Origin of the sequence: Desertimonas flava, assembly GCF_003426815.1 — a bacterium.
In the GTDB taxonomy this organism is placed as follows: domain Bacteria; phylum Actinomycetota; class Acidimicrobiia; order Acidimicrobiales; family Ilumatobacteraceae; genus Desertimonas; species Desertimonas flava.
Map to the genome: position 1 here is coordinate 132433 of NZ_QKYK01000010.1, position 24603 is coordinate 157035.

Here is a 24603-nt window from a genome sequence, read left to right on the forward strand (position 1 = left end):
CCGGGGGTCAGACGCCGGTGAGGTGACGGCGGACGAGATCGAGGGCGTTGATCACCGAGAACTGCCGCACCTGTTCCCGCCCGGCGTTCTGCCCGAGCCGCAGCGTGGTGGCGCGGCTGCCGTCGGGCGAGACGACCGCGAGGCACACGGTCCCGACGGCCACACCCGGTTCCCCTGGCTGGGGCAGCGGTCCGGCGACGCCGGTCAAGGCCACGCCGACATCGGCGCCGAGGACGCGCCGAGCCCCCTCGGCCATCTCGAGAGCGACGGGCTCGCTCACCACGGGACCCGGCGTGACCCCGAGGAGGTCGAACTTGACGTCGCTCGCGTACGAGACGATGCCCCCGCGCAGCACGTCGCTCGCCCCCGAGATCCCGGCGAGGCGGGCCGACACCATGCCGGCGGTGAGCGATTCGGCCAGGCCGATCGTCCAGCCGCGGCTGCGGAGGGCGTCGAGCACCACCGACTCCATCGAGTCGGAATCGGCCCCGAACACGATGGTGCCGAGCCGCTCGCGGATCTCCGCTTCGAGCGGCGCGAGCAGTGCCGCGCCGGCCGACGGCGACGACGTACGGGTGGTGAGACGGATCTCCAGCCCGTTCCAGCCGCGGGCGAGGAAGGCCAGCGTGACGCTCGGATCGCCGTCGAGACGGGTGACGATGTCGTCGAGGCGGGCGTTGAGGCCGCTCTCCGACTCCCCCCACGTCTTCAGCGTGCGCGACACGATGGTCGCCGCGTCACCGGACCGGGCGACGAGGTCGGGCAGGACGGCGCGGCCGATCATCTCCTGCATCTCGTCGGGCACCCCCGGCACGAGGTACATCACCTTGTCGACGCCGTCGATCGTCGCCGGGCAGATCAGACCGGGGGCCGTGCCCCGCGTCTGCGGGATGACGGTGGCGCCCGACGGCACCATCGCCTGACGGAGGTTGTTCTCGGGCATCTCGCGTCCCCGGGACCGGAAGAGCTCGGCGATCGTGGCCGCCACCGAGTCGTCGAGGACGAGCGGCACACCGCCCATCACCTCGGCCACGGCCTCGCGGGTGAGGTCGTCGTGCGTCGGCCCGAGCCCACCGCAGATGATCACGGCGTCGGCGTCGGACAGGAGATGCCGGAGCTCGGCCACGATCCGCCCGACGTTGTCGCCGACCTGGATGTGGAGGTGCGACCCGATGCCGACGGCGGCCAGCTGCTCGCCGATCCATGCCGAGTTGCTGTCGACGATCTGGCCGAGCAGGAGCTCGGTGCCGACGGCCAGGAGATCGCAGCGCACGGTCAGAGGGCGTCGTTGCGGACGAACGGATCGTGGTCGCCGGGGACGGGGATCTCCGGGTGAGCGGCTCGCCAGAAGTACTGCGCACCGCTGTACACCGCGAGGACGACGGCGGCCCAGAGCAGGGTGTTCCAGAACCAGGTGGCGTCGCGGGCCGTCCAGGGCAGGACGGCGAATCCCACCGCCAGCTGCTGGAGCAGCGTCTTGTACTTCGCCGAACGGCTGGCCGGCATCGCCACACCACGCGACCCGATCAGGCTGCGATAGACGGTGATCACCAACTCGCGGGCGACGATGATGACGACCGGTAGCCACCAGAACACGTCGCGGCCGACGAGCGTGAGCATCGCGCCGAGCACGAGGACCTTGTCGGCGAGCGGGTCGAGGAACGCCCCCGACGCCGACGGTCCACGACGTCGCGCCACGTAGCCGTCGATGCCGTCGCTGGCGCACAGCACGAACCACAGGCCGAACGCCACCCACGAGCCCTTGTCGTTCTCGGGGATCACCCAGAACATGAGCGGTGACAGCACGAGGCGGCCGGCCGTGATGGCGTTCGCCCACGACGCGAGGGAGTTCGACAGCTCGGGCTTGCTGGAGCTCACGACTCGTCCAGCCCCTCGGCGGCCGCTCGGGAGGCACCCTCCGCGACGAGGTCGGGACCGATCGCGTCGACGATCCCGACGGTGGCGAACGACCCGACGTCGAGGGCCTCGTCGACGGCGATCACGCCGTCGATCTCGGGCGCCTCGCGGTGACTCCGCCCGACGCCTGGACGATCGACCAGCACCTCCAGCCGCGACCCGATCAGCTCGTCGCGGCGCGACGAGGTGATCGAGTCCTGCAGTTCGGTGAGCTCGGCCAGGCGCTCGGCCATCAAGCCCTCGTCCACCTGACCGTCGAGCCCGGCGGCGTAGGTGCCGTCCTCGCGGCTGTAGGCGAAGAAGCCGCACCAATCGAGCTGGGCCGCCTCGACGAAGTGCAGCAGCTGGTCGTGGTCGGCCTCGGTCTCGCCGGGATAGCCGACGATGAAGTTGCTGCGGAACGCGGCATCGGGCTCGCGGGCCCGGATGTCGTCGATGCGCCGGAGGAAGCGGTCGCCATCCCCCCACCGACGCATGCGCCGCAGGAGCGGCTTGCTCACGTGCTGCAGCGACAGGTCGAAGTACGGCACGCCGGAGCGACAGATGGCATCGATCAGGCCGTCGGTCAGGTCGCTCGGATAGAGGTACAGCAGGCGTACGCGGTCGGTGCGCGCGGCGACGGCGTCGACGAGCGGCACGATGGACCCGGCGCCCAGTTCCTCGGGGCGGTCCTTGCCGTACGACGCCAGGTCCTGGGCGACGAGGACGATCTCGCGTGCCTCGAGGGCCTCCACCTCGTCGAGGATCTGGGCGATGTCGCGGCTGCGCTGCTTGCCCCGGAACGACGGGATGGCACAGAACCCGCACTGACGGTCACAGCCCTCGGCGATCTTGACGTACGCCCACGGCGACGCCGACTTCGGTCGAGGCAGGTTGAGCAGGTCGAGCGTGGGCAGCGGGGCCTCGCCGACGGGGATGAGCTTGCGCTTCGTCGCCGGCGCGGCGGTGGCGGCCGGGGCGGCGAACTCGACCCCGAAGCCGGCCACCTGGTCGACCTCGGGAAGGGCGGCGGCCAACTCGTCGCCGTAGCGCTCGGCCATGCAGCCGGTGACGACGAGCCGTGAGCCGGCCCGCCGCTTGCCGTCGAGGTCGAGGACCGTGTCGATCGAGTCCTGCCGGGCGGCGTCGATGAACGCACACGTGTTGACCACCACCAGGTCGGCGGTACCGGGATCGTCCGTGGCCGACATCCCGCCGGCGACGAGGTTGCCGACCAGCTTGTCGGAGTCGACCTGGTTCTTCGGGCAGCCCAGGGTCTCGACGTAGAACGTCGCGGCGGTGGGGGCTGACGGTGGCACGTTGATCGAGGCTACTGGGGTCGCCTGCGAGGGAGATCGATCTCGCCGCCGGAGCACCGACGGGGACCGGCGTCACTGATGGGCGAGTTGCAGCCCGGGGCGCGGCCACTCGGTGGACACGAGCCGGCCGCTGCTCGACAGCGTGATGTACGCGGTGTCCAGGTCCGGACCGCCGAAGCAGATGTTCGTGGTGATGCGATCGCCGGTGGCGAGGAACTCGACGACCGCCCCGTCGGGCGAGATCGACGTGATCCCGCCGTTGAGCAGCGTGGCCACGCACACCCAGCCCTCGCCGTCGACCGCCAGCGAATCGAGGTACTGGAGGCCGGGCAGCCCGGCCAGCAGCGCCCCGGGATCGAGCGCCGCGGTCCGGGCGACCGTCCCGGGCTCGGTGATCTGTCGCTGGAAGACCCGTCCGGTGATCGTCTCGGCGTAGTACAGCATGGTGCCGTCCGGACTGAGGCCGATGCCGTTCGGCGAGCTGGTCGGGAACACGACCTCCCGGATCGCCGAGCCGTCGCAGGCGGCGTAGTAGATCCCCGTGACGTCGGCGGTGCGGGCACCTCGGTTGTCGACCGTGCCGTGATCGGTGAAGTAGAAGCCGCCGAAGCCGTCCATCACCAGGTCGTTGGGGGCGCGCAGGGGCCGTCCGTCACACTCGGCGTAGAGCGTGGTGACGGTGCCGTCGGCGTCGACGCGCTGGACCGACCCGCCTCGGTAGCGGGCCGGATCGAACGGCCCTGGCAGCAGCTCCCCGTTGCGCTCGACGGGAGCGAAGGCCCCGCCGTTGTTGCACACGATCAGCGACCCGTCGGGGCCGACCGCCAGCCCGTTGGGACCGCCGGGCACCTCGGCGACGGTGGCCGTCGTCCCGTCCGGGGCGACGCGCGTGATGCGCTCGGCGAACATCTCGACGAGCACCACCGAGCCGTCCGGCATCGCCACCGGACCTTCGGGGAACTGCAGGCCGGATGCGATCTCGGTGAACTCCGGAGGTGTGGTCACCCGACCAGTGTCCTCCACGGCACCGTCAACCGGCGAGGCGGGCGACGGTGGCGGCGAACTCGGAGACGGTACCGGCGATGATGTCGGCGACGGGCCGCACGTCGTCGATGCGACCGGCCACCTGCCCGCTGAGCGCGATGGCCGCGTTCATGTCGCCGCCGAAGTACAACGACTTGGCGTCGCCGAAGTCCCCGAACACGTTGTGCTCGGCGTACTGCAGCGCCTCGGTGCGATCGGTGCGCAACGCCCGCAGGGCCGGCGAATGGCGGTCGTTGAGGAACAACGTGTCGGTCTCGGCCGCGGAGACGATCGCCTGCTTCCAGTTGTCGTGCACCGGCGACTCGGCCGCCGACACCATGCGCGTTCCCATCTGCACGCCCTCGGCGCCGAGGGCGAAGGCGGCAGCCATCGTCATGCCGTCACAGATGCCGCCGGCGGCGATGATCGGCACGTCGACGCGTGAGCGGACGAGTGGGAGCAGGACCATCGTCGACACCGGTGTCGGGCTCTTGAACCCACCGCCCTCGCCGCCCTCGACCACCAGGCCGTCGACGCCGGCGTCCACCGCCTTCAGGGCGGCCGCCAACGTGGGCACGACGTGGTACACGGTGAGCCCGGCCGCCTTGAGCACGCCCGTGTACTTGGTGGGCGAGCCGGCCGACGTGGTCACGAACTTCACGCCCTGATCGATGACGAACTCGGCGATCGCCGGGTCGCGGACGAAGGCCTGGGCGATGTTCACCCCGAACGGGCGGTCGGTGAGCTCCCGCATCGCCCGGATCTCGTCCTTCACGGTGTCGAGCTCACCCGACGAGGTCTCGATGATGCCGCACGCCCCGGCCGCCGAGACCGCCGAGGCCAGCTGGCTCCGGGCGATCCATCCCATCGGGGCCTGCACGATGGGGATGTCGACGCCGAGGTCGCGGCTGACGCGGTTGACGCTGCTGTCGAAGGCGGGATGGGGTGCCGGCATGCCCCGATCATGACAACGGCGTCTCCTCCGGGGACAGTCGGAGTGTCGCGTCCGTCACACGGTGGGGACTCCCCCACCGCCGGTTGGCGAGCCCGCACCATCGATCGCGTCGGGAGCGATCGTCATCGTGGAGGTATGCCAACGGCGACCCTCCTTCCTCCCCCGTCACCGTTCGACACCCCCGTCGTCGAACCACGTCATGCCGAGATGCCCGCCACGGCCGCCACCGAGCCCGCCGTCGCCCTGACGGCGGTGTCGAAGCGCTACCAGCGGCGCGGACCGTTCGCCCTCGACGAGGTGTCGCTCAGCTTCCCCCGCGGCACGTTCACCGCCGTGATGGGACTGTCGGGATCGGGCAAGTCCACGCTGCTGCACTGCGCGGCCGGGCTCGACCGGCCCACGTCGGGCAGCGTGCGCCTGGCCGGTCACGAGCTCACCACGATGAAGCGCAAGGAGCTCTCGGTGCTCCGCCGCCGCAAGGTGGGGTTCGTCTTCCAGTCGCTCAACCTCGTGCCCACCCTCACCGTCGCCGAGAACATCGCCCTGCCCCTGCGTCTCGACGGACGGCCGGTCGACCGCGCCGACGTCGCCGTCCTCGCCGATCGCGTGGGCGTGGGTCCGCTGTTGCGACGGCTGCCGGGCACCCTCTCGGGCGGCCAGCAGCAACGCGTCGGCATCGCCAGGGCACTGATCACGCGCCCCGACGTGGTGTTCGCCGACGAGCCGACGGCGGCCCTCGACCCCTACACCGCACTCGGCGTGCGCGACCTGCTCCGCTGGGCCGCCGACGAGCTCGGCCAGACGATCATCCTCGTGACCCACGAGCCGGTGATGGCTGAAGCCGCCGACCGGGTGATCGTGCTCGATCGGGGCGAGGTGTTCTGCGACACGCCCACCCCCGACGCCGCCGCACTCAACGACCTCCTGCTCCGCCTCGGGAGCCGGTGATGCGCACGCTCCTCGCCAGCGCCCGCCGCGCACCGAGTGCCTACGCAGGGATCTTCGTCGCCCTCCTCGTCGCCGCGTCCCTGATGACGGTCGTCGGCCGGTTCGGCGGCACGGCGCTGCAGATGCAGCCACGGGAGCACCGACTGGCCGCCACGGCTGCCGTCGTCGTGGGCGACCCGGACGTCTCGTTCACCGCCGGCAGCGGCGACGACGCCGACACGGTCACGCTCCCGCTCGCCACCTACCGGCGTGTGCCCGCGGCCCTCGCCGACGACATCGACGAGCTGCCCGGCGTCGCCTCGGTGGTCGCCGATGTCTCCGTGCCGGTCACGATGGGCGACGACCACCTGGAGGCGACCGTGCACGGCTGGCAGAGCAGCCTGCTCGCCCCGTTCACACTCACGGCTGGTGTGGCACCCGCTGGATCCGGCCAGATCGTCCTCGGTGACGGCCTCGCCGAGACGCTCGGCGCGACCGTGGGCTCCAGCGTCCAGCTCGCCGGCCGGGCCAACGCGGCCTTCGTCGTCTCCGGCATCGTGGCCGCACCGATCGGCGACCCGCTGGCCGACCACACGGCGTTCGTCAGCGACGCGGTGGCGACCGACCTCTACGGGCACGACGGCGACGCCGACCTCGTCGCCGTCGTCGCCGAGCCGGGCCGCGAGCGCGAGGTGGCCGACGCCGTCCGCGATCTCGTCGCCGACGACCTGGTCGTGCGCACGGGCGCCGGTCGCTCGCTCGCCGAGACGGTGGGCCTCGCCGGGCAGCGCATGGACCTCGGCGAGATCGCCCTCGGAGGAGGCATCCCCGTCGCCATGATCGCCATGTTCGTGGCGGCCGGGGCGATCGGCCTGTCGGTCGCCGGGCGCAGGCGCACCTTCGCCCTGCTGCGAGCCGTCGGCGCGACCCCACGGCAGATCCGCCGCCAGGTGTACGTCGAGTTGACGGTGCTCGGGGCGGTGGCGGGCACCGCCGGATACGGCATCGGCACCGCTCTCACGTCGGCCGCGATGCGCGGCCTCGGCAGTCACGGGCTCGTCCCGGACGGGGTGTCGGCCTGGAACGCGCCGTGGCTGCTGGCCGCCTCGGCCGGCGCGGCGATCGTCGTCGGCGTGACGTCGGGCTACGTCGCCGCCCGCCGGGCCAGCCGCTCCGATCCCCTGCTCGCCCTGCGCGAGTCGGAGGTCGAGCGCCGGCCCGGCGTGGTACGCACCGTCCTGGGAGTGACCACCCTCGGCGGTGGCATCGCCCTGCTGGTCCTGGCCGTCAACGAGTCGGGCGACCCCGTCCAGCAGCTCCAGCTCTCCCTCTCGATGCTGATGACGCTGGTGGCCGGCGTCGCGCTGCTCGGGCCAGTGCTGGTGAAGGTGGCCGCCTGGATGATCCGCCTCCCGCTGCAGCGGCTCGGGCCGAGCGCCCGGATCGCCCTCGCCGACATCCAGCGGCGTCCCAGCGTGGTCGCCTCGGCCGTCGTGTCGGTGGCGATCAGCGTGAGCTTCCTCGGCACCGTGTACCTGGTGAACACCAACTTCACCCACGCCGCCGAGACACAGGGAGCCGAGCGCCTGGTGGCGGCCACGGTCGTGGCCGCGCCCGGCGGCCTCGACGACGATGCCGTCACCATGGTGGGAGCGCTGCCGTCCACGGGAACGACGGTCGGGATCACGCCCACCACCGTGTTCCTCCCCGCCGGCGGCGGCATCGACGTGCCGGCGGTGGCCGTGACCCCCGGCCGGCTCTCCGACATACTCGACCTCGGTGTGGTCGACGGCGACCTCGACACTCTCGACGACGGCGAGATCGCCGTCAGCCAGCTCGACGGTGGGGCGGACGTCGGCGACGTGATCGACACCTTCCTCGCCGACGGCACGCCGTACCGGGCCACGGTGGTCGCGACGTACCGTCGCGGCCTGGGGTTCGGCGACGCCGTGATCCCGGTCGACGCCGCCGGCGGCGATCACCTCGGCGACTCGCCCGTCGCCCAGATCCTCACCGCCGGCGAGATCGCCGACACGGAGATCGACAGCCTCACGGCGACGTACCCAGGCATCGATGCCGGGCCGACGCGGGCTGCCAACGGCGAGGCCGAGCGCATGGGCGAGCAGGACGACTTCCTCAACACCGTGCTCGTGCTCACGATGGCCGTGTTCGGGGTGATCACCCTCGTGAACACGCTGATCACGGCGACGGTGGGCCGCCGGCGGACGATCGCCCTGCTCGATCGGGTGGGGGCGACCCGCCGCCAACTCCTGGCCGTGGCCGGCTGGCAGACCGGCGCCGTGGCCGGCATCGGCGTGGTGTGCGGCGTCGGGACCGGGCTCGCCGCCCTGCTCGCCGCGACGAAGGCCGTCACCGGATCGTGGGTCCCCTACGTGCCGGCCGGCCCGGTGATCGGCGTGCTGCTCGCCACGGTGGTCCTCACCGCGGCCGCCATCGTCGGTCCGACGATCGCCCTCACGCGCCGTTCGGCGTGAACACCGGTCGGCTCGCCGGCTCCGAGATAGTGCCTGGCACTATCTCGGAGCCGGGCGCTCGGCCGGGTCGCCGAGGCGGTGCAGGGTGGCTCGGACCCATCCGGTCGCCTCGGTGAGCAGGTCGGCCATGTCGTGCTCGATCGCCCACAGGATGTCGCCCGTTTCGTCACGAAGCTGGGCGAAGTCGAGCTTGCCGGCGAGCCGAGCGTCCACGGTGAGGCCCCGGGCGCGCTGGACACGACCGACGAACTCCGGTCCGGCCTCGGCCCAGAGGTAGGCGAGCTCGAGGTCGGGATCGGTGACGTTGACGTCGCCGAAGTCGATCAGCCCCACGATGCGGCCGTCGTCGATCAGCAGGTGATCGAGGCTGAGGTCGGCGTGCACGAGCCCCGGGTCGTTGACGAAGTTGTCGTCGTCGGCGACGTAGCGCTCCCAGCGTTCGAGCAGGTCGCCCGCCTCGTCGGGCGACAGCAGGTCGCCGACGTGAGGCCGCAGCTCGTCGAGCTCCTGCGCCAGGTCGGCGCGCTCGTCGTCCACCGGGACGCCGAGCTCGACAGCCCGGTCGACGGGGAACGAGGCGATGGCGTCGATGATGCGGGCGATCATCGAGGCGTTGGTGTCGTCGAGGTACGAACGCCGGTGCCACTCGTGCTCGTCGGCCACCTCGCCGGCGACGAAACGGGACGCGCCGATCGAGCCGGGTCCGAGGGGGTTGGGCACGACGAACAGCGGAGCGGGGATGGCGACGGGCATGCGCTCGGCGAGCTCGGTGAGGAGCCCGAGCTGGCGATCGACGCTGGCCGCCCCGTCGTCGTGCTGGGGGATCCTCAAGACGATGTCGTCGCCGGCCCGAACCGCCCAGCAGTCGAGGCCCGATCCGAGGATCTCCAGGCCGACGTCGTGGCCGAGCTCACCGGCGACCGAGCGACGGACAGCGGGCTCCCAACCGTCGGGAAGCCGTGGCGGAACCCTCATCGAGACGCCCCGTGCCCTGCATCAGAGTATGGAAGGGCCCGATTCCGGACCGTCGGTACTCGGGTCACGCTCAGTACTCGGATGGCAGACGGTGGAGTCACGTCGGCGGGTGCAGGGCCTCGAACTCCTCGACCGTCATCAGCACGGCGCGGGCCTTGGAGCCCTCGCTGGGGCCGACGACGCCCTGGGTCTCGAGGAGGTCCATGATGCGCCCGGCGCGGGCAAAACCGACCTTGAGCTTGCGCTGCAGCATCGACGTGGAGCCGAGCTGGCTGCGCACGACGAGCTCCATCGCCTGGCGCATCATCGCCTCATCGTCGTCATCGCCACCGGCTGACATCGCGTTCGACGCCGCCGTGACCAGGTCGGGTTGCTCGTCGGCGCCCTCGACGCCGCTGACGTAGGTGACCTCCGGCGCCTGGTCGCGCCAGTGCTGGACCACCCCGCGGACCTCTTCCTCGCTGACGAACGAACCCTGCACACGGTTGGGCACCGACGTGTTGCCGGGCAGCAAGAGCATGTCGCCCTTGCCGACGAGCTTCTCCGCGCCGGGCTGGTCGAGGATGACGCGAGAGTCGGTGAGGCTGGAAACGGCGAAGGCCATGCGGGCCGGGATGTTGGCCTTGATGACACCGGTGATCACGTTCACGCTCGGGCGCTGGGTGGCGACGATGAGGTGGATGCCCACGGCGCGGGCCTTCTGGGCGATGCGGGTGATCGAGTCCTCGACGTCGCGGGCCGCCACCATCATCAAGTCGTTGAGCTCGTCGACGACGACCACGATGTAGGGCAGGCGCTCGGGTTCGTTGGCACTGCCGCTGAGGTCGAGCTCGCCGCTCGGCAGCATCTCGGCGGTGAGCTGGCCCCGGTCGTAGGCGGCGTTGTAGCCGGTGATGTCCCGGAAGCCCTCCTTCGACAGCAGGTCGTAGCGGCGCTCCATCTCCTTGACCGCCCAGCCGAGGGCATTGGCGGCCTTCTTCGGGTTGGTGACCGGCTGCGTGAGCAGGTGGGGCAGGCGGTTGTACTGGCCCATCTCGACCTGCTTGGGGTCGACGAGGATGAGGCGCACCTGGTCGGGCGTGGTGCGCATGAGGATCGAGGTGAGGATGCAGTTGATGCCGCTGGACTTACCGGCGCCGGTGGCGCCGGCGATGAGGAGGTGGGGCGTGGTGGCGAGATCGAGGAACACGGCCTTGCCGGCGATGTCCATGCCGACGGCGACGTCGAGCACGCCGGTGGCCTCCTTGGCCTCGGGCGACACGAGCAGGTCGCCGAGGGCGACGAGGCGACGGGTGTTGTTGGGCACCTCGACGCCGATGGCCGACTTGCCCGGGATGGGGGCGAGGATGCGCACGTCGACGGCGGCCATCGCGTAGGCGATGTCCTTCTGCAGCGACGTGACGCGGGCGACCTTCACGCCGGGGCCGAGCTCGAGCTCGTAGCGGGTGACGGTGGGGCCGACCGTCATGCCCGACAAGGTGGTGTCGACGCCGTGCTGTTGCAGGGACTCCTGCAGCACTCGTCCGCGGGCCTCGACCTCCTCACGGTTGACCGTCTGGGCCCCGGCCCGGTGCAACAGGGTGACCGGGGGCAGCGTCCAGGTGCCGGTGTCGCCCCCTGCCGAGGCGGCCGCGGGTGCTGCCGGCTGGGCCGGCGTCGCCCGCTTGCGTTTGGGCGTGGCCGCGACGTCGTCGGCGAGCTCGTCGTCGCCGCCGTCGTAGAGCTGGGTCTCGGGTTCGGGGCTGGGTGCGGCGGGGAGGGCGAGGGCGGCGGTCGGCGACGACGCCTCGTCGGCGGCGTCCTCGTCACGCTCGTCGTCGTCTTGATTGTCGCTGCTCAGCGACGACAGGTTGTCGAGCGCCTGCCGAGCGGCTCGACCCAGTGGCCGGGCGATGGCGGCCGCCCCGCTCCCCGTACGTTGGGCGATCGACCGCAGCGAGGCCTGGGTGACGAGCAGCGCACCGCCGATGCCGACGGCGACGAGCAGGACGACGGCGCCGACGTCGCCGAGCAGGGCGCCGAGCGGACGGCCGACCATCCATCCGAACACGCCACCGGCGTCGCGGATGATGTCGACGTCGAAGCCGACCGTGTTGTCGGGGCCCTTGGCGATGTGGAGGATGCCGAGGATGGCGAGGGCCGTGAGGCTCCATCCGATGAGGAGACGCCACGGACTCGACGTGCGGGCGTCACGGATGAGGGCGACGCCCCCGGCGACCATGGCGATCGGCACGACGTAGCGGCCGACGCCGGTGAAGAACCCGACGAGCCAGCCGATGGCGTCGCTGAGTGGCCCCGCAACGTCGACGTACACGCCGAGGGCGAGGATCACGCCACCGACGATGAGGATCAGACCGTAGAAGTCCCCCTCACGGCCGGCGATCGCCCGCTTCAGCTCGCCGGAGGCCTCGGCGCGGCGGTTCCTGGTGCCCGACCCGTCGTTGCGGCTGTACCGGGCGCGGGCCACGTGGCCGCTCCCCCGGCCGTGCCCCGGCGACGACGATGACGTGCCGCCGCTCTCCGAAACGCGCGCGGGCACGTTGCTGCCGCCGGCCGGCGGCAGTGCCTTCGGCTCGCGCTTCTTGGAGGGACCCCAGGTAGCCATGTCCCTTGAACGGTATCAACCCGCCCGCGCCGCAGCGCCGCAAAGCGCTGACTACGGTGCCTCGGCGTGAGCACGTACGCCAGCGCCATCGTGGTCGACGCCGACACGGCCGACGGCGCCCAGGCCGCCCTCGTCCGGCTGCGTGCGCAACCGGACTTCGACGAGGACGCGGCGATCGTCACGGGGCCCGAACGACGGGGGAACCTGCACCGGCTCGCGGTCTACGCCCCGTTCTTCGCCGTCTCGTCGGACCTCGGTGACGAACTGCTGGCCGACGTCACCAACGGGAGGGCCCTGGCGGCCGACGACTTCGACGAATACGGCGCCCGCTTCACAGCCGGAATCTCCACGAGCTGGCAGACACGCGTGGACAGCCGTCTCGCTCCGACCAGCACCACGGAAGTCCGACCGATCGCACCTGGCGGTCCTCCCGTCCCGTCATGAGCGCTACCAGTACATCGGTCCGGTACCGATGAGCTCCAGCAAACGCTGGGTCGAGATCCTGCGTGTCATCAGGGACGACCTTCCGGGAAGATGGACCATTCGCGGACGCGGCATGAAGACCACGCTCATCCGCGAACCGATCGGTTGGACGATCCCGTGGATCGGAGCTTCCAAGGGATCGTTCGGTCGCCTCCATGCCGGCGTCGCTCCCGCCGTCGAGCAGGCGGTGTCGTGGCGCACGGGGCCGTACGGACTCGACATGGTGGACGTCCGAGGTGGCCCCCGTGGGATCGACTTCGGCGCTACCGATGATCTCGACGTCGCCCGCACGTTCGTCGGTCACGCGCTCGTTCGGATCGACGAACTCTCACCCACCGCACTCGCGGAGAAGGGCGAACGAGGGCTGCAGGTGATGTTCGACCTGGTATCACCTCGGTCCGACATGGATCTGCCCTCGCGCTACGTGATGGGAGCCGTTGGTTGGCGGATCGTCAACGACAGTGGCAACCCCGTCGAGGCTGCCGAGCAGTGCATCCGATACGTCGAGTTCCAGACCTGGGAACGGGCGACGAAGGATGAGAGCATCGGGTTCTATCGCGAACTCATCGACGTCTGGACATCCGGCGGCCGGGACGAATCGCTCACCTGGCTCGCCGAACGCCGCGACCGCCAGCTCGCCGAGCTCGGCTACGGCGACGACGCCATCGTCGACTGAGGCGCGTGACAGAGCTCTCGATCGTCGCAGCCGTCGGCAGCCTGCTCACCCTCGTCGTACGCGGTTCGAGGTTCGACCGCGACGGTCTGATCGTCGCCATCGACCTCCACGGTCCGGAGGCGCGTCTCGCCGCCGGCTCACTCGTCAGGACCGCCGAGACGACGACCCCGAGCCGGTGGCCGGCGCTCGTGGAGGCGTGGAGCGCAGCCGTTCTCGAACAGCTGCGACAACCTGCCGGGACGATCACGGGCGACCACCTTCGCCTGCTGCTCGCCCCGCGTCGGGTTGTCGAGCCGTCGCACACGATGGTGCGGGCGGTGGGCGCGCACTTGCAGCTCGAGCTGATGGCGGAGCTTCCCGACCGCCGGGTGTGGGTGGGCCTGTCGCGGCTCGGAGAGATCGGGCTCACCGCCGACGACGCCTGGGCCCGGGCGGTGGCGAACACAGAGCACGAGCTGGGTCGGGTGACCGCCCGGCGCCATCAGATCGGGGGGTGGCTTCGACGTGTTCGTCGCCGCGCGCGACGACTGCCCGTGGGTGTCGGCCGGACTGATGTCGGTGCCGGCCTGGGCGGGCGACGAGCTCCCGTACGGCGCGTTGGTCGCCGTGCCCCGACGAAGCTCGGTGCTCTTCACCCCGGTCCGCGGCGCGCGTGTGACCGGCGAAGCCGTCGTCGTGTGCCGGCTGGTCGCGGCGATGTATGGCGACGCCCCCGACCCGTGCGACCCGGGCACATACTGGCTGCTCGACGACGCCATCTATCCCGTCGTCGTCGACGAGGCCCAACGGGTGACGTTCCCGGTGGAGCTGCAATCGGTCGTCGACTCGCTCCCGCAGATCCCGTGAGGGCCGTTACAGCGGGCCGGACTCGAGGATCTTGCCGTCACCGTCGACGACGACCTCGAGGATGCCCCCGCGGTCGGACTCGACGAGCGCCGAGTACTGCACGATGTCGCCCTCGCCGCCGATGACCGAGAACTTCGTGACGTTGTCGCCGAGATCGTCGAGCACCTGGTCGAGGATGTCGTCGGCGTCGATGTCGAGGTCGGCTGCGACGAACGTCTCGCCCTCGGCCGGCCGGCTCTCGACCTCCGTCAGTTCGTCGCTCGCCCACACGTACAGCACCGCCCGGGTGGCATCGTCCATCGCCACCCAGACCGACACCTTGTTGAGGTCGGCGAAGACCTCGAAGAACTGCTGCGGGCCTCCGAGCTCCTCCTCGACGGCGTCGATGGCGGGGGCGATCTCGCCGATGAGCGGTCCGGCGAAGCCGGCGTCGTCGTCGCCCCCGCACGCGCCGAGCAGCATCGAGCCCAGAGCGACGACACCGACGGCACCCTGATGTGCAGCAGTCACGGGCCCGTTCGCCCGGTTGCGAGCGAGCGAGCCACCGGAGCGAACGCCGTCGGGGCGCCGAGCTCGCGAGGCTTGCCCCGACGGAACAAGAAGTACGTCGCCGAAGGCGTCCTTTCAGTCATGCTTCCATGACGACGGGGACGATCATCGGGCGGCGACGGGTGCGCTCCGAGACGAATCGCCCAGCAGCCCGGCGCACGTCGCGCTCGAGCTGTTCCACATCGCGGACGCCCTTGGCCAGCGACGCCTCGACGGCGGCGGCGATGGTGTCGCACGCCTCGTCGAGGAGATCCTCGGCCTCGGGGGCGTAGACCCAGCCGCGTGTGATGATCTCCGGTCCGACGAGCACCTTGCCGCTCTGCTGATCCACGGTGACGACGACCACCACGACGCCCTCGGAGGCGAGCACCCGCCGGTCGCGCAGGACGCCCTGACCGACGTCGCCGACGATGCCGTCCACGTAAAGGTAGCCGGACGGCACGCGGCCGGACATCTCCACCCGCTCGTCGGTCACGCACAGCACGTCGCCGTCCTCGCACACCAGTACGTGGTCGCGAGGCACGCCCATCAGCGTGCCGAGCGCAGCGTTGGCGACGAGGTGACGGAACTCGCCGTGCACGGGGACGTACCACTCGGGCTGGGCGATCGACAGGTACGTCTTCAGCTCGTCGGCCTGGGCGTGCCCCGTGGCGTGGACGTCGCGGATGCCGGAGTGCACGACGTGGGCTCCCGCCCGGATGAGGCCGTCCATCACCCGGTTGATGTTGCCCTCGTTGCCGGGGATTGCGTGGCTCGACAGGATCACCGTGTCGTGCTCGGAGAGCTTGACGAACTTGTTCTCGCCGCGGGCGAGAAGGGCCAGCGCCGACATCGGCTCACCTTGTGAACCGGTGGAGATCACGCAGATCTCGCCGGGCTCGTAGCGGTCGATCTCCTCGATGTCGACCAGCTTGCTGGCTGGGATCGACAGCACCCCGAGGTCGATGCCGAGCTGCACGTTCTTGCGCATGCTGAGGCCGAGCGTGGCGACCACCCGGCCGCTCTCGATGGCTGCGTCGGCGATCTGCTGGATGCGGTGCAGATGGCTGGCGAAGCTCGCCGTGATGATGCGCCGGCCCTTGTTCTCGGCGAACAGCGAACGCAACACCGAGCCGACGGAGGTCTCGCTCGGCGCGTGCCCTTCTTCCTCGGAGTTCGTGGAGTCGGCGAGCAGCACCCGGATGCCCTTGCGGCCGTTGGCGACGGTCTTGGCGAGTTGGCCGATGCGGGCGAGGTCGGTGCGGCGTCCGTCGACCGGCGTCAGGTCGAGCTTGAAGTCGCCGGAGTGGAGGATGACGCCCTGGTTGGTGTGCACGGCGATGGCGTGGGCATGCGGCACGCTGTGGGTGACCGGGATGAACTCGACGTCGAAGGGCCCGATCTGCACGCGCTCACCGTCGGCGACGACGCGCAGTTCTGTGCGGCCGAGCAGGCCGGCCTCCTCGATGCGGTTCCGAGCCAGGCCGAGCGTGAGCGCCGAGCCGTAGATGGGCACCTCGAGCTCGCGCAGCAGGAACTGCAGGCCGCCGACATGGTCCTCGTGGCCATGGGTTGCGACCACGCCGATGATGCGCTCGGCGTTCTCGCGCAGGTAGGTGAAGTCGGGCAGAACGAGGTCGATGCCGTGCATGTCGGCATCGGGGAACATCAGCCCGCAGTCGATGAGGATGATCTTGCGGTCGGCGCCGTCGCCCTGGGGGCCCCCGCCCGACTCCAGGGCCATGCAGTTGCGCCCGATCTCGCCGAGCCCTCCGAGGAAGACGATGCGGACCGCACCGCCGTCTGCCGTCGGCGTGACGTCAGGCACGCGCGGCGACCAGTCGCTCGTACACCTCGGCGGCCCGGGCGTCGAGCCATTCGGGATCCGAGCCCATCGGCGGCCGGCAATGGCCGGCGGGTTTGCCGAGGTGCCGCATCATCGCCTTGGCGGGACCGGGGTTGGGCGCCTCGTCGCCGGTCTCGAAGTTCCAGCTGTCGAGCAGACGGGCGTTGATGCGCCGGGCTTCTGCGGTGTCGCCGCGCTCCCAGGCGTCGAAGAGCGCCACGGCATCGGGGGCGACCCAGTGCGTGGCGACGCCGATCAGCCCGACCGCGCCGACGGCGAGCAGCGGCAGCGTGAACGAGTCGTCGCCGCTGTACACCTCGAACCCGGCCGGGGCCTCGGCGACGAGTTGCGCGGTACGCGCCGGGTTGCCGGCGGCGTCCTTGACGCCGACCACGTTGCCGGTCTCGCGAGCGAGTCGGAGCAGGACGTCGTTGTACACCTTGCGGCCCGTGCGGATGGGGATGTCGTAGATCACGACCGGAAGGTCCGTTGCGTCGGCGACCGCACGCAGGTGGGCCTCGATGCCGGCCTGCGACGGGCGGCTGTAGTACGGGCACAGGGCGAGGATCCCGGCGACACCGAGCTTGGATGCCTCGGCCGTCAGGTGGGCATCGGCCGCCGTGTTGGCTCCGGTCGAGCCGGCGACGACGGGGATCGTGACCGCCGCTGACACCGTCTCCCACAGCTGCAGCTTCTCGTCCCTGGTGAGCGTCGGAGCCTCACCGGTCGTGCCGGCGAGCACCAGTCCCTCGTTGCCCTCGCTCTGGAGCCACTTGGCGAGGGCGACCGCCCCGTCGATGTCGAGCGCCAGCTCGTCATCGAATGGCGTGACCATCGCCGTGAGAACTCGACCGAAGCGGGGCATCGCGCCAGGTTATCCGGTCGCCACCTCCGGCTCCTGGACGGATCGGCGACCCGTCGGCGTCAGCTCGATCAGCGAGACGCTGGGCATCGGCAGGGCGAACTGCATCGTCAGCTCGCCACCGGCGATCTCCAGTTCGGTCGGCGGTTCATGGTCCTCCAAGTGGTCGGCGGCCGCGAGCAGCTCCCATTGATCGGGGTCGGGCCAGGCCTGGTCGTCCCGGCGCATCGCTCTCCATGCTGCGTCGAGATCGGAGTGCTGCTGGTCGAGGCGGCGGTGGCGGACGCGGTAGGCCCCGGGCGGCAGCCCCGTGAACGTGACCGACACGTCCCGACCGAGGAGCGCCGAGCCGCCTGCCTTGGTCACGTCCACCGTGCCGTTCCACACCACGCTGGCAACCTCGCCGTCGGGTCCGGTCGTGGCGACGGCATCGACCATGTCACCGGCGCCGTCGCCCGACACGTCGGCCGCAACCCGCCGCGGGCCGAGCTGTTCGAGCATCCAGAGACCCCACCAGCGCGGCTTGCGCAGGTTGCCGACTGCGAGCAGGCCGAAACCGCCGTGGAGCAACTCGGCCGGCCGGCCGAGCTCCTCGAAGTGGTCCGAGATCGTCCAGTAGGCGAGAGCGTCGAGGCGTCCCATGGCACTCACCATGCCCCGGACGAGGTAGGCCGCGCTCCACGCCGTGTCGTGCACGCGGTCGAAGTGCGTGGCGTGAGCACCCCATTCCGTCCACCACAGGGCCACGCCGGCCTTCCCGTGCCGAGCGGCGATCGGTCGGAGATCGAGCGGCGCGTTGCCGTACGTGTGCGTCGACAGGAAATCGAGCGCGGCGCCCGAGCGTCCCACCCACCCGAGCAGATCGTCGATCCAGCCGACGGCAGCGGACGCCGGGCCACCGACGGGCAACGAACCGTCGACCGCCTTGACGGCCCGGGCGCTGATGTCGTACAGCCGCATGTACTCGTCACGGGTGCCGGACCAGAACACCTCGAGATTGGCCTCGTTCCAGATCTCGAACCCCCAGGTGCGCACCTCGTCGAGCCCGTAGCGCTCCACCAGATGGGCGGCCAGATCGGTGACGAGCGCCTCCCACCTGTCCCAATCCTTCGGCGGCGAGATGATGGCGTCGTAGTGGAACACGGTGCGATCCGGATCGCGCGCGAGGTCGCGCGGCATGAAGCTGACCTCGACGACGGGGCGGAGGCCGAGCCCGAGGACGCGGTCGTAGATGCGGTCGATCCCGGAGAAGTCGTGCACCGGCCGGCCGTCTCGCTCGCGGTACACCCCGAGATCGTCGTGGAGGATCGCATGGGCCCGCACGGCGCTGACGCCCAGTTGGTCGTGGGCCAGGCGCAGAGCCTCGGCGTACTCGTCGCCGATCGGCCGGCCGCCCGGGCCGACCCCGTGGTCGAGCTGCGACAGGCGCTCACCGCCGATCATCGGACGCCACGGGCGAGGCAGCTCACCGCGGTCCGCGGCGACGTCGACGACGACCCGGCACGCCGCCTCGCCGTCGACCAGTGGAGTCGCCTCGACGGCGTCACTCTGCGGCTGGCGCCGGTCGTCCACCGCGGCGACCGCCGCGACGGTGTACCACCCGGTGACGCCGGGTGTCCCGGTGGTGTCGGTGAGCGGCGGATGAGGCACCGGCCGCACCCACGGCTCGCCGATCTCCAACGGCTCGTAGTCGCCGTCCGGTGCCGCCGCGCGTCGCACGAGGTAGCCGGCGGCGCCGTCGACGGGCTCCCAGTCCAGCGTCACCTGGCCGCGGCCGCTGCTGGCCCGGAGCCCGGTCGGCGCCGGGAGGACCGGCCGCCGGTCGTCGTCGCCGGCGCGGCGTTGGGCGGCTTCCTGTTCCCAATCCAGGCCGCGTTCTTGTGAATCGGTCACGGTGGCTCCCTCCGTCTACTTCAAACCCGACGTGGCGATGCCGCGGATCACGTACCGCTGCATGGCGAAGAACAGCACCACCACCGGCAGCACGACGATCACCGCACCGGCCATCTGCAGCGCCACGTTGGACCGTTGCTGCCCGGTTGAGAACAGGGCCAGGGCGACCGGCAGTGTGTACATGTCCTCCCCCGTCGCCACCACGAGGGGCCAGAGGAAGCTGTTCCAGTTGGTGAGGAACGTGAGCACGCCGAGCGTGGCCAGGGCCGGACCGCACAGGGGCAGGACGATGCGGAAGAAGATGCGCAGCTCGCCGGCGCCATCGACCCGCGCCGCGTCGAGGAGCTCGTCGGGCAGGCCGAGCATGTACTGCCGCATCAGGAACGCACCGAACGCCCCGGCGAGGAACGGCAGGATCAGGCCGGCCCGCGTGTTGGTGAGGTTCATGTTGGACACGAACACGAACAGCGGCATGAACGTGACGAACGAGGGGATCATCATCGTTCCGAGCATGATCGCCAGCAGGACCCGCTTCCCCGGGAAGTCGAGCTTCGCCAGCGCGTAGCCGATCATCGAGCAGAACAGCAGGTTGCCGGCGGTGACGGCGAGCGCCGAGATGATCGAGTTGAGGAAGTAGCGCGGGAAGTCGAGTCGTTCGAACAGCTCGCGGTAGTTCTCGGTGGTGGGGTCCTTCGGGATCCACGTCGGGGGCCACTGCCGCATCTCGGCCGACGTCTTGAACGAGCTGAGGATCATCCACACGAACGGGATGGCCATGACGACGAAGCCGCCGTACAGCAGCAGGTTGAGCCCCACGCCCGACCAGTCGCGTCGCGAGCCGGCGGTGCGGGACCGGCCGGGGGCCAGGGTCGACGCCATCACTTCTCCCTCAGGACGCGGAACTGGAGGGCGGTGAGGCCGGCGATGACGACGAACAGGACGTAGCTGATGGCTGCCGTGTAGCCGTAGTTGCCGAACGTGAACTGGTTGTAGGCGTGGAAGGCGACCGACAGCGTCGAGTCGAGCGGGCCGCCCTGCGTCATCACGTAGGGCTCCTCGAAGAACTGCAGCAGGCCGATGCTGGCGACGACCGTGGAGAACAGCACCGTCGGGCGGAGTTGCGGGATGGTCACGTACCGCAGCCGCTGCAGGCGACCGGCCCCGTCGACGTCGGCCGCCTCGTACAGCTCGGGAGGGATCGCCTGCAGACCGGCGAGAAAGATGATCATCTGCAGGCCGAGGCCGTGCCACGTGGTCATCAGGATGATCGACCACAGCGAGTACCGGCTGTCGGTGAGCCAGCCGGGACCGGCGATGCCGAGGCTGTCGAGCAGGCCGTTCACGAGACCGGCGTCGGTCCCCAGGATGATGCGCCACACGACGGAGATGGCCACGATGCTCGTGACGTAGGGCAGGAAGTACCCGAGTCGCAGCACGTTGCGCAGCTTGATGGTCGCCTGGTTGAGCCCGAGGGCGACGAGCAGGCCGAGACCGATCGTGAGCGGCACGGCGAACACCACGTACACGGCCGTGTTGCGGGCGGCCCGGCGGAACGTGGCGTCCTGGAAGACGTCGACGTAGTTGCTGAGGCCGACGAATCCCACGCCGAAGGGCGAGCGGATGTCGGTCACCCGCATGTCCGTGAAGCTGGTGACGAACGAGACGACGATCGGGCCGGCCATGAAGACGCCGAACAGCAGGACGAACGGCAGGCTGAAGCCCCAGCCGATCAGCGCCTGTCGTCTCCGTGCTCGCCGGCCGTGGCGGCCGGCGATCCGGGCGTGGCTCACGTCAGGTCACAGGCCGGTCCCGATGCTCTCGGCTTCCGCTTGCATCGCCGCGCAGCCGTCCTCGGGCGATGTGTCGCCGACGGTCACCTGCTCGATCTGGCCGTCGATGGCGCTGGCGACCTCTTCCCACGTGGGGATCGCCGGCGGGGACTTGGTGTCGTCGAGCTGTTCGCCGAAGGCGGCCAGCAGCGGATCGTCGGCCAGGGCGGGGTCGTCCCACGCTGCGTGCACGGCGGGGAGGTCGCTGACCGTCTCGTACCACAGGACCTGCGTCTCGGGTCGAGAGGCGAACTCCACGAACGCCCAGGCGGCGTCCTGGTTGTCGGACTGGTCGAAGACAGCCAGGTTGCCGCCGCCGACGAACGAGGTGCCACTCACGTTGGTGGGTTGGTGGGCGACCGTCCACGTCTCGGGATCGGCTCCGGCATCGGTGATGATGTTGATCATCCACGGCCCGCTGATGAAGGCGCCCACCGAGCCGTCGGCGAACTGCGCCTCGACCGGCACGTCGGAGGTCTCCGCCCGCGCCAGGCCGTTCTCGAAGAACGAGTCGTAGAACGTGAGCGCCTCGACGCATTCGGGCGAGTCGAGCGTGAAGTCGTTCGACTCGTCGACGATGTCGCCGCCCGCCTGCCACAGGAACGGGGCGAAGGTCTGCCACGCGCCGATGCAGCACGGCTGCTGCAGGCTGATGCCGTTCTCGGCCCCGGCCTCCTGGAGCGCGGTGACGAGCTCGGTGAGCCCGTCCCAGTCCGCCGGCGGTTCCGTGATGCCGCCCTGCTCGGCGAGATCGGTGCGGTAGTAGAGGAGGCGCGTCTCCACGTACCACGGCACGCCGTAGCTCGTTCCGTCGACCACGGTGGACTGCCAGGCGCCTTCGAAGAACGCCGAGGGATCGATCGTGTCGGGCGTCGGCGCCAACCCGCCGAGGGTGGCGAACTCGCCCATCCACGTGGTGCCGATGAGGCTGACGTCAGGGCCTTCGCCGCCGGCGATGGCGGTGACGAGGCGATCGTGCGCGGCGTCCCACGGCACCGCCGTGACCTCCACGTCGACGTCGGGATACTCCTCCTCGAACGCATCGGCGAGGACGCCGAGCTGCTCCCCCTCCGTTCCCATCGCCCACACGGTGATGTCGCCTTCCACGGGCGCGGCGTCCTCCGGCGTCCCGGTTGCGGCCGATTCGGTTGCGGCCGACTCGGTTCCCGCAGGTTCGCTGCCCGGAGGCGCGCTCGTCGCCGCGGCGACGCCTCCGGTCCCGACGATGGCGACCGCCGCGAGTGCGGCGAGACGGCTGGCCTTGATCTTCATCGTGTCCCCTTTCGGGTTCGTCGTGACGTAGCGGTCGAGACGGTCGTGGCGTCGGTGGCGGCGCAGCCGCAGCTCTGCCTGACGACGACCGACGTACCCAGAAGCACGGATGCGGCAGGCCTGGCTTCGACGCGGTCGAAGAGGACGTGCGCCGCTCGCGTCCCGAGGTCGTGGAGAGGCTGGCGGACCGTGGTGAGCGGCGGGTGGAAGCGCTCGGCGATCGGAGTGTCGTCCCAGCCGGTCACCACCAGCGAACCGGGCACGGTGTGTCCTGCCGTGACCGCCGCGTTGATGACACCGATGGCGATTTCGTCGTTGGCACAGACCGCCGCGTCGATCCCGCCGCCGGTCACGAGGTCGAGCCCGGCCTTGTAGCCGTGCTCGACGTCGAAGCCGTCGACCGGGATCAGCGTCACGTCGGCGCGGCCGCGAGCCGCGCGGCGGACGCCGAACCAGCGCTCGTTGACGTCGGGTGATCGGGCGGGATCACCGACGAATGCCAACCGGCGTCGGTCGTGCCCGAGCACGTGCTCGGTGAGTGCGGCGGCCGTCGCCGTGTTGCGGGCCCGCACCGCGGGCACGTCGCCGACGGGAGGCCGGGCGAGGACGACGAGCGGTAGCCGCCGGGCGGCGAGCGACTCGACGACATCGTCACCGACCGTGCTCCCCATGACGACCAGCCCGTCGACCCGGTCGGCGAGGTCGCAGACGAGCTCGTCGGCGTTGGGACGACCGTGGGCGGCGAGGATCAACACGGCCCACCCGCGTTCGGCGGCGGCATCCTCGAACCCGGCGATGACGCGCGAGTAGTAGGGGCCACCGAGGTCGGGGAACACGATGCCGACGGCGCCGTGGCTCTGTTCCACGAACGCCCGGGCCAGGCGGCTCGGGCGCCAGCTGAGCGCGTCGGCGGCGGCGATGACGCGATCACGGGTGGCCGCGGCGACAGGAGCGTTGCCGCGCAGCACCCGCGAGACGGTGGCGATGGAGACGCCGGCCCGGGCGGCCACGTCGTACACGCTCGGACGGCGCTCCCCTCCCCCTGCTTGTCGGCGACTCGGCATCGACACCCCCGGCGGTCGATTGTGGCGGAGCTCCCTGGCGAGCGGACGAAAGTGCTTACAGGAAGCGCTTACACCATCGCGCCGTCCGCCGCGCCCGTCAAGCGATCGGGGCGACCGCGGGTCAGTCGCCTTTGCGAGCCCAGATCAGGATGCGCTTGAACGGGTAGAAGTACGGCGCTTCGTCGCCGATGGCCTCGAGCAGCCGCTCGCGGTAGGCGGCGATGTACGCCGCCGCCAACTCCTCCGAGAGCAAGCGGGTGAAGCGGGTGAGCGACGTACCCCTCACCCACTCCACCACCTCGTCCGACGAGGCCAGCCGATGGCCGTACACCTGCAGCCGCACGTGCTGGGCGACCGCGCCGAGGCGCTCGAGAAGGAGCGCGTACTGCTCGGGAGCGAGGACGTTCTGCACGACGGGGTCGGCGGGCGGCAGGCAGTTGAACGCCGAGAGGAACGGCTCGGTGGACGCCACCTGCGTGGCGACCAGGTGGGAGGGGTGGTCGGCGTTGGCCGGCACCTGCACGGCGAGCTGGCCGCCGGGCGCGAGCGCCTTCCACCACCGTTCGAGCACCGCTGCGTGATCCGGGACCCACTGCAGACTGGCGTTGGCGATCACCAGATCGTGATCGCCGCGCCCGGACCAGTGGGCGATGTCACCACGAGCGAAGCGGAGCCGGTGCTCGTCCTCGGAGACGTCGGCGCGCGCCTTGGCGAGCATCGCGTCGGACGAGTCGACGCCGAGCATCTCGGCGATGTTGAGCCGGTCGGTGACCGCTGCGGTCAATTCGCCCGAGCCGCAGCCGAGGTCGGCGCATCGGCCGTAGCCACCGCCGGGCACGCCCGACGGCTGGATGAGTCCGACGAGGTCCCAGAACGGCTGCGACCGCTCGTCGGCAAACTTCCGGTACTGGTGTGGATCCCAAGCGTCGCGCCCGCTCTCGCTCACGCGACGAAACGTACCCCTTGGCGAGACGACGTCACGAAAATCGCGTTCGGATGGCACGTTCGGTCCGGATCGCCGCGGCGGCGAGCTGTGCGACTAATGTCACAGTCGCTGCCGGTCATTGGGGACCCGGTGGCACTCATCGCCGGCGCGTCCCACCGACGCG

The 24603-nt window shown here is 70.8% G+C and carries 21 protein-coding genes; 5 read left to right on the forward strand and 16 right to left on the reverse strand.

The window, feature by feature from the left end:
• Positions 1-7: 7 nt before the first annotated feature.
• The 5 genes from DN771_RS29530 to DN771_RS13890 form a co-directional block, all read right to left on the reverse strand.
• Positions 8-1273, reverse strand: coding sequence for a competence/damage-inducible protein A (locus DN771_RS29530; protein WP_162941930.1), 1266 nt, complete (start codon positions 1271-1273; stop codon positions 8-10).
• Positions 1274-1275: 2 nt separating this feature from the next.
• Complete coding sequence (locus tag DN771_RS13875; protein WP_116998133.1) at positions 1276-1878, reverse strand: CDP-alcohol phosphatidyltransferase family protein; 603 nt, start codon at positions 1876-1878, stop codon at positions 1276-1278.
• Complete coding sequence (gene rimO, locus DN771_RS13880) at positions 1875-3215, reverse strand: 30S ribosomal protein S12 methylthiotransferase RimO (protein WP_116998134.1); 1341 nt, start codon at positions 3213-3215, stop codon at positions 1875-1877. The genes DN771_RS13875 and rimO overlap by 4 nt, the downstream gene beginning before the upstream one ends.
• A 72-nt stretch (positions 3216-3287) precedes the next feature.
• Positions 3288-4220, reverse strand: coding sequence for an SMP-30/gluconolactonase/LRE family protein (locus DN771_RS13885; RefSeq protein WP_227462346.1), 933 nt, complete (start codon positions 4218-4220; stop codon positions 3288-3290).
• Between the two features lie 25 nt (positions 4221-4245).
• Positions 4246-5193, reverse strand: coding sequence for an NAD(P)H-dependent flavin oxidoreductase (locus DN771_RS13890; RefSeq protein ID WP_116998135.1), 948 nt, complete (start codon positions 5191-5193; stop codon positions 4246-4248).
• A 135-nt stretch (positions 5194-5328) separates the two neighbouring features.
• On the opposite strand from DN771_RS13890, the gene DN771_RS13895 reads away from it, so the two are divergent.
• Both DN771_RS13895 and DN771_RS13900 read left to right on the forward strand, forming a co-directional pair.
• Positions 5329-6141, forward strand: coding sequence for an ABC transporter ATP-binding protein (locus DN771_RS13895; protein ID WP_205528584.1), 813 nt, complete (start codon positions 5329-5331; stop codon positions 6139-6141).
• Entirely contained in the window at positions 6141-8615 is a 2475-nt protein-coding gene (locus DN771_RS13900) for an FtsX-like permease family protein (RefSeq protein WP_116998136.1), read from the forward strand. Before DN771_RS13895 ends, DN771_RS13900 begins: the two co-directional genes overlap by 1 nt.
• Before the next feature lie 39 nt (positions 8616-8654).
• On the opposite strand, the gene DN771_RS13905 is transcribed toward DN771_RS13900, so the two are convergent.
• Positions 8655-9590 (reverse strand): phosphotransferase, encoded by a 936-nt coding sequence (locus tag DN771_RS13905; RefSeq protein ID WP_116998137.1) that lies wholly within the window; start codon positions 9588-9590, stop codon positions 8655-8657.
• A 97-nt stretch (positions 9591-9687) separates the two neighbouring features.
• Positions 9688-12195 (reverse strand): FtsK/SpoIIIE family DNA translocase, encoded by a 2508-nt coding sequence (locus tag DN771_RS13910; protein WP_116998138.1) that lies wholly within the window; start codon positions 12193-12195, stop codon positions 9688-9690.
• Positions 12196-12261: 66 nt separating this feature from the next.
• Between DN771_RS13910 and DN771_RS13915 the strand changes: the two genes are divergently transcribed.
• The 3 genes from DN771_RS13915 to DN771_RS13930 all read left to right on the forward strand — a co-directional run bounded on the left by DN771_RS13915 (position 12262) and on the right by DN771_RS13930 (position 14200).
• Positions 12262-12639: a hypothetical protein gene (locus DN771_RS13915; protein WP_116998139.1), complete on the forward strand. Its 378-nt coding sequence runs from the start codon at positions 12262-12264 to the stop codon at positions 12637-12639.
• Positions 12640-12751: 112 nt separating this feature from the next.
• On the forward strand, positions 12752-13354 hold the full coding sequence (locus DN771_RS13920) for a hypothetical protein (RefSeq protein WP_116998140.1): 603 nt from the start codon (positions 12752-12754) through the stop codon (positions 13352-13354).
• 504 nt (positions 13355-13858) lie between these two features.
• A complete protein-coding gene (locus tag DN771_RS13930; protein ID WP_116998142.1) occupies positions 13859-14200 on the forward strand; it encodes a hypothetical protein in 342 nt (113 codons plus the stop codon).
• Positions 14201-14206: 6 nt separating this feature from the next.
• Here DN771_RS13930 and DN771_RS13935 read toward each other — a convergent pair whose 3' ends face one another.
• From DN771_RS13935 to DN771_RS13975, 9 genes are all read right to left on the reverse strand, one after another.
• Positions 14207-14710 (reverse strand): hypothetical protein, encoded by a 504-nt coding sequence (locus DN771_RS13935; protein ID WP_162941931.1) that lies wholly within the window; start codon positions 14708-14710, stop codon positions 14207-14209.
• Between the two features lie 118 nt (positions 14711-14828).
• The gene (locus DN771_RS13940) at positions 14829-16556 is read right to left on the reverse strand and encodes a ribonuclease J (RefSeq protein WP_116998144.1); all 1728 of its coding nucleotides are present in this window, start codon (positions 16554-16556) and stop codon (positions 14829-14831) included.
• A complete protein-coding gene (gene dapA / locus DN771_RS13945) occupies positions 16549-17439 on the reverse strand; it encodes a 4-hydroxy-tetrahydrodipicolinate synthase (RefSeq protein ID WP_116998145.1) in 891 nt (296 codons plus the stop codon). Before dapA ends, DN771_RS13940 begins: the two co-directional genes overlap by 8 nt.
• 9 nt (positions 17440-17448) lie before the next feature.
• Complete coding sequence (locus DN771_RS13950; RefSeq protein WP_116998146.1) at positions 17449-19329, reverse strand: GH39 family glycosyl hydrolase; 1881 nt, start codon at positions 19327-19329, stop codon at positions 17449-17451.
• A 15-nt stretch (positions 19330-19344) separates the two neighbouring features.
• Positions 19345-20208 carry a carbohydrate ABC transporter permease gene (locus DN771_RS13955; protein ID WP_116998147.1) on the reverse strand — a complete coding sequence of 288 codons (864 nt, stop codon included), beginning with the start codon at positions 20206-20208 and terminating at the stop codon, positions 19345-19347.
• Positions 20208-21119 carry a carbohydrate ABC transporter permease gene (locus DN771_RS13960; protein WP_205528585.1) on the reverse strand — a complete coding sequence of 304 codons (912 nt, stop codon included), beginning with the start codon at positions 21117-21119 and terminating at the stop codon, positions 20208-20210. The genes DN771_RS13955 and DN771_RS13960 overlap by 1 nt, the downstream gene beginning before the upstream one ends.
• Before the next feature lie 6 nt (positions 21120-21125).
• Positions 21126-22430 carry a sugar ABC transporter substrate-binding protein gene (locus tag DN771_RS13965; protein WP_116998148.1) on the reverse strand — a complete coding sequence of 435 codons (1305 nt, stop codon included), beginning with the start codon at positions 22428-22430 and terminating at the stop codon, positions 21126-21128.
• Positions 22427-23440 carry a LacI family DNA-binding transcriptional regulator gene (locus tag DN771_RS13970; protein WP_162941932.1) on the reverse strand — a complete coding sequence of 338 codons (1014 nt, stop codon included), beginning with the start codon at positions 23438-23440 and terminating at the stop codon, positions 22427-22429. The genes DN771_RS13965 and DN771_RS13970 overlap by 4 nt, the downstream gene beginning before the upstream one ends.
• Before the next feature lie 175 nt (positions 23441-23615).
• Entirely contained in the window at positions 23616-24440 is an 825-nt protein-coding gene (locus DN771_RS13975) for a methyltransferase domain-containing protein (RefSeq protein WP_116998150.1), read from the reverse strand.
• Between the last annotated feature and the right edge of the window lie 163 nt (positions 24441-24603).

Bases quoted from the DNA above. Each gene is read 5' to 3' on its own strand.
- DN771_RS13890 (WP_116998135.1), bottom strand. From the start codon at position 5,193: ATGCCGGCACCCCATCCCGCCTTCGACAGCAGCGTCAACCGCGTCAGC.
- DN771_RS13895 (WP_205528584.1), top strand. From the start codon at position 5,329: ATGCCAACGGCGACCCTCCTTCCTCCCCCGTCACCGTTCGACACCCCC.
- DN771_RS13900 (WP_116998136.1), top strand. From the start codon at position 6,141: ATGCGCACGCTCCTCGCCAGCGCCCGCCGCGCACCGAGTGCCTACGCA.
- DN771_RS13905 (WP_116998137.1), bottom strand. From the start codon at position 9,590: ATGAGGGTTCCGCCACGGCTTCCCGACGGTTGGGAGCCCGCTGTCCGT.
- DN771_RS13910 (WP_116998138.1), bottom strand. From the start codon at position 12,195: ATGGCTACCTGGGGTCCCTCCAAGAAGCGCGAGCCGAAGGCACTGCCG.
- DN771_RS13920 (WP_116998140.1), top strand. From the start codon at position 12,752: ATGAAGACCACGCTCATCCGCGAACCGATCGGTTGGACGATCCCGTGG.
- dapA (WP_116998145.1), bottom strand. From the start codon at position 17,439: ATGCCCCGCTTCGGTCGAGTTCTCACGGCGATGGTCACGCCATTCGAT.
- DN771_RS13955 (WP_116998147.1), bottom strand. From the start codon at position 20,208: ATGGCGTCGACCCTGGCCCCCGGCCGGTCCCGCACCGCCGGCTCGCGA.
- DN771_RS13965 (WP_116998148.1), bottom strand. From the start codon at position 22,430: ATGAAGATCAAGGCCAGCCGTCTCGCCGCACTCGCGGCGGTCGCCATC.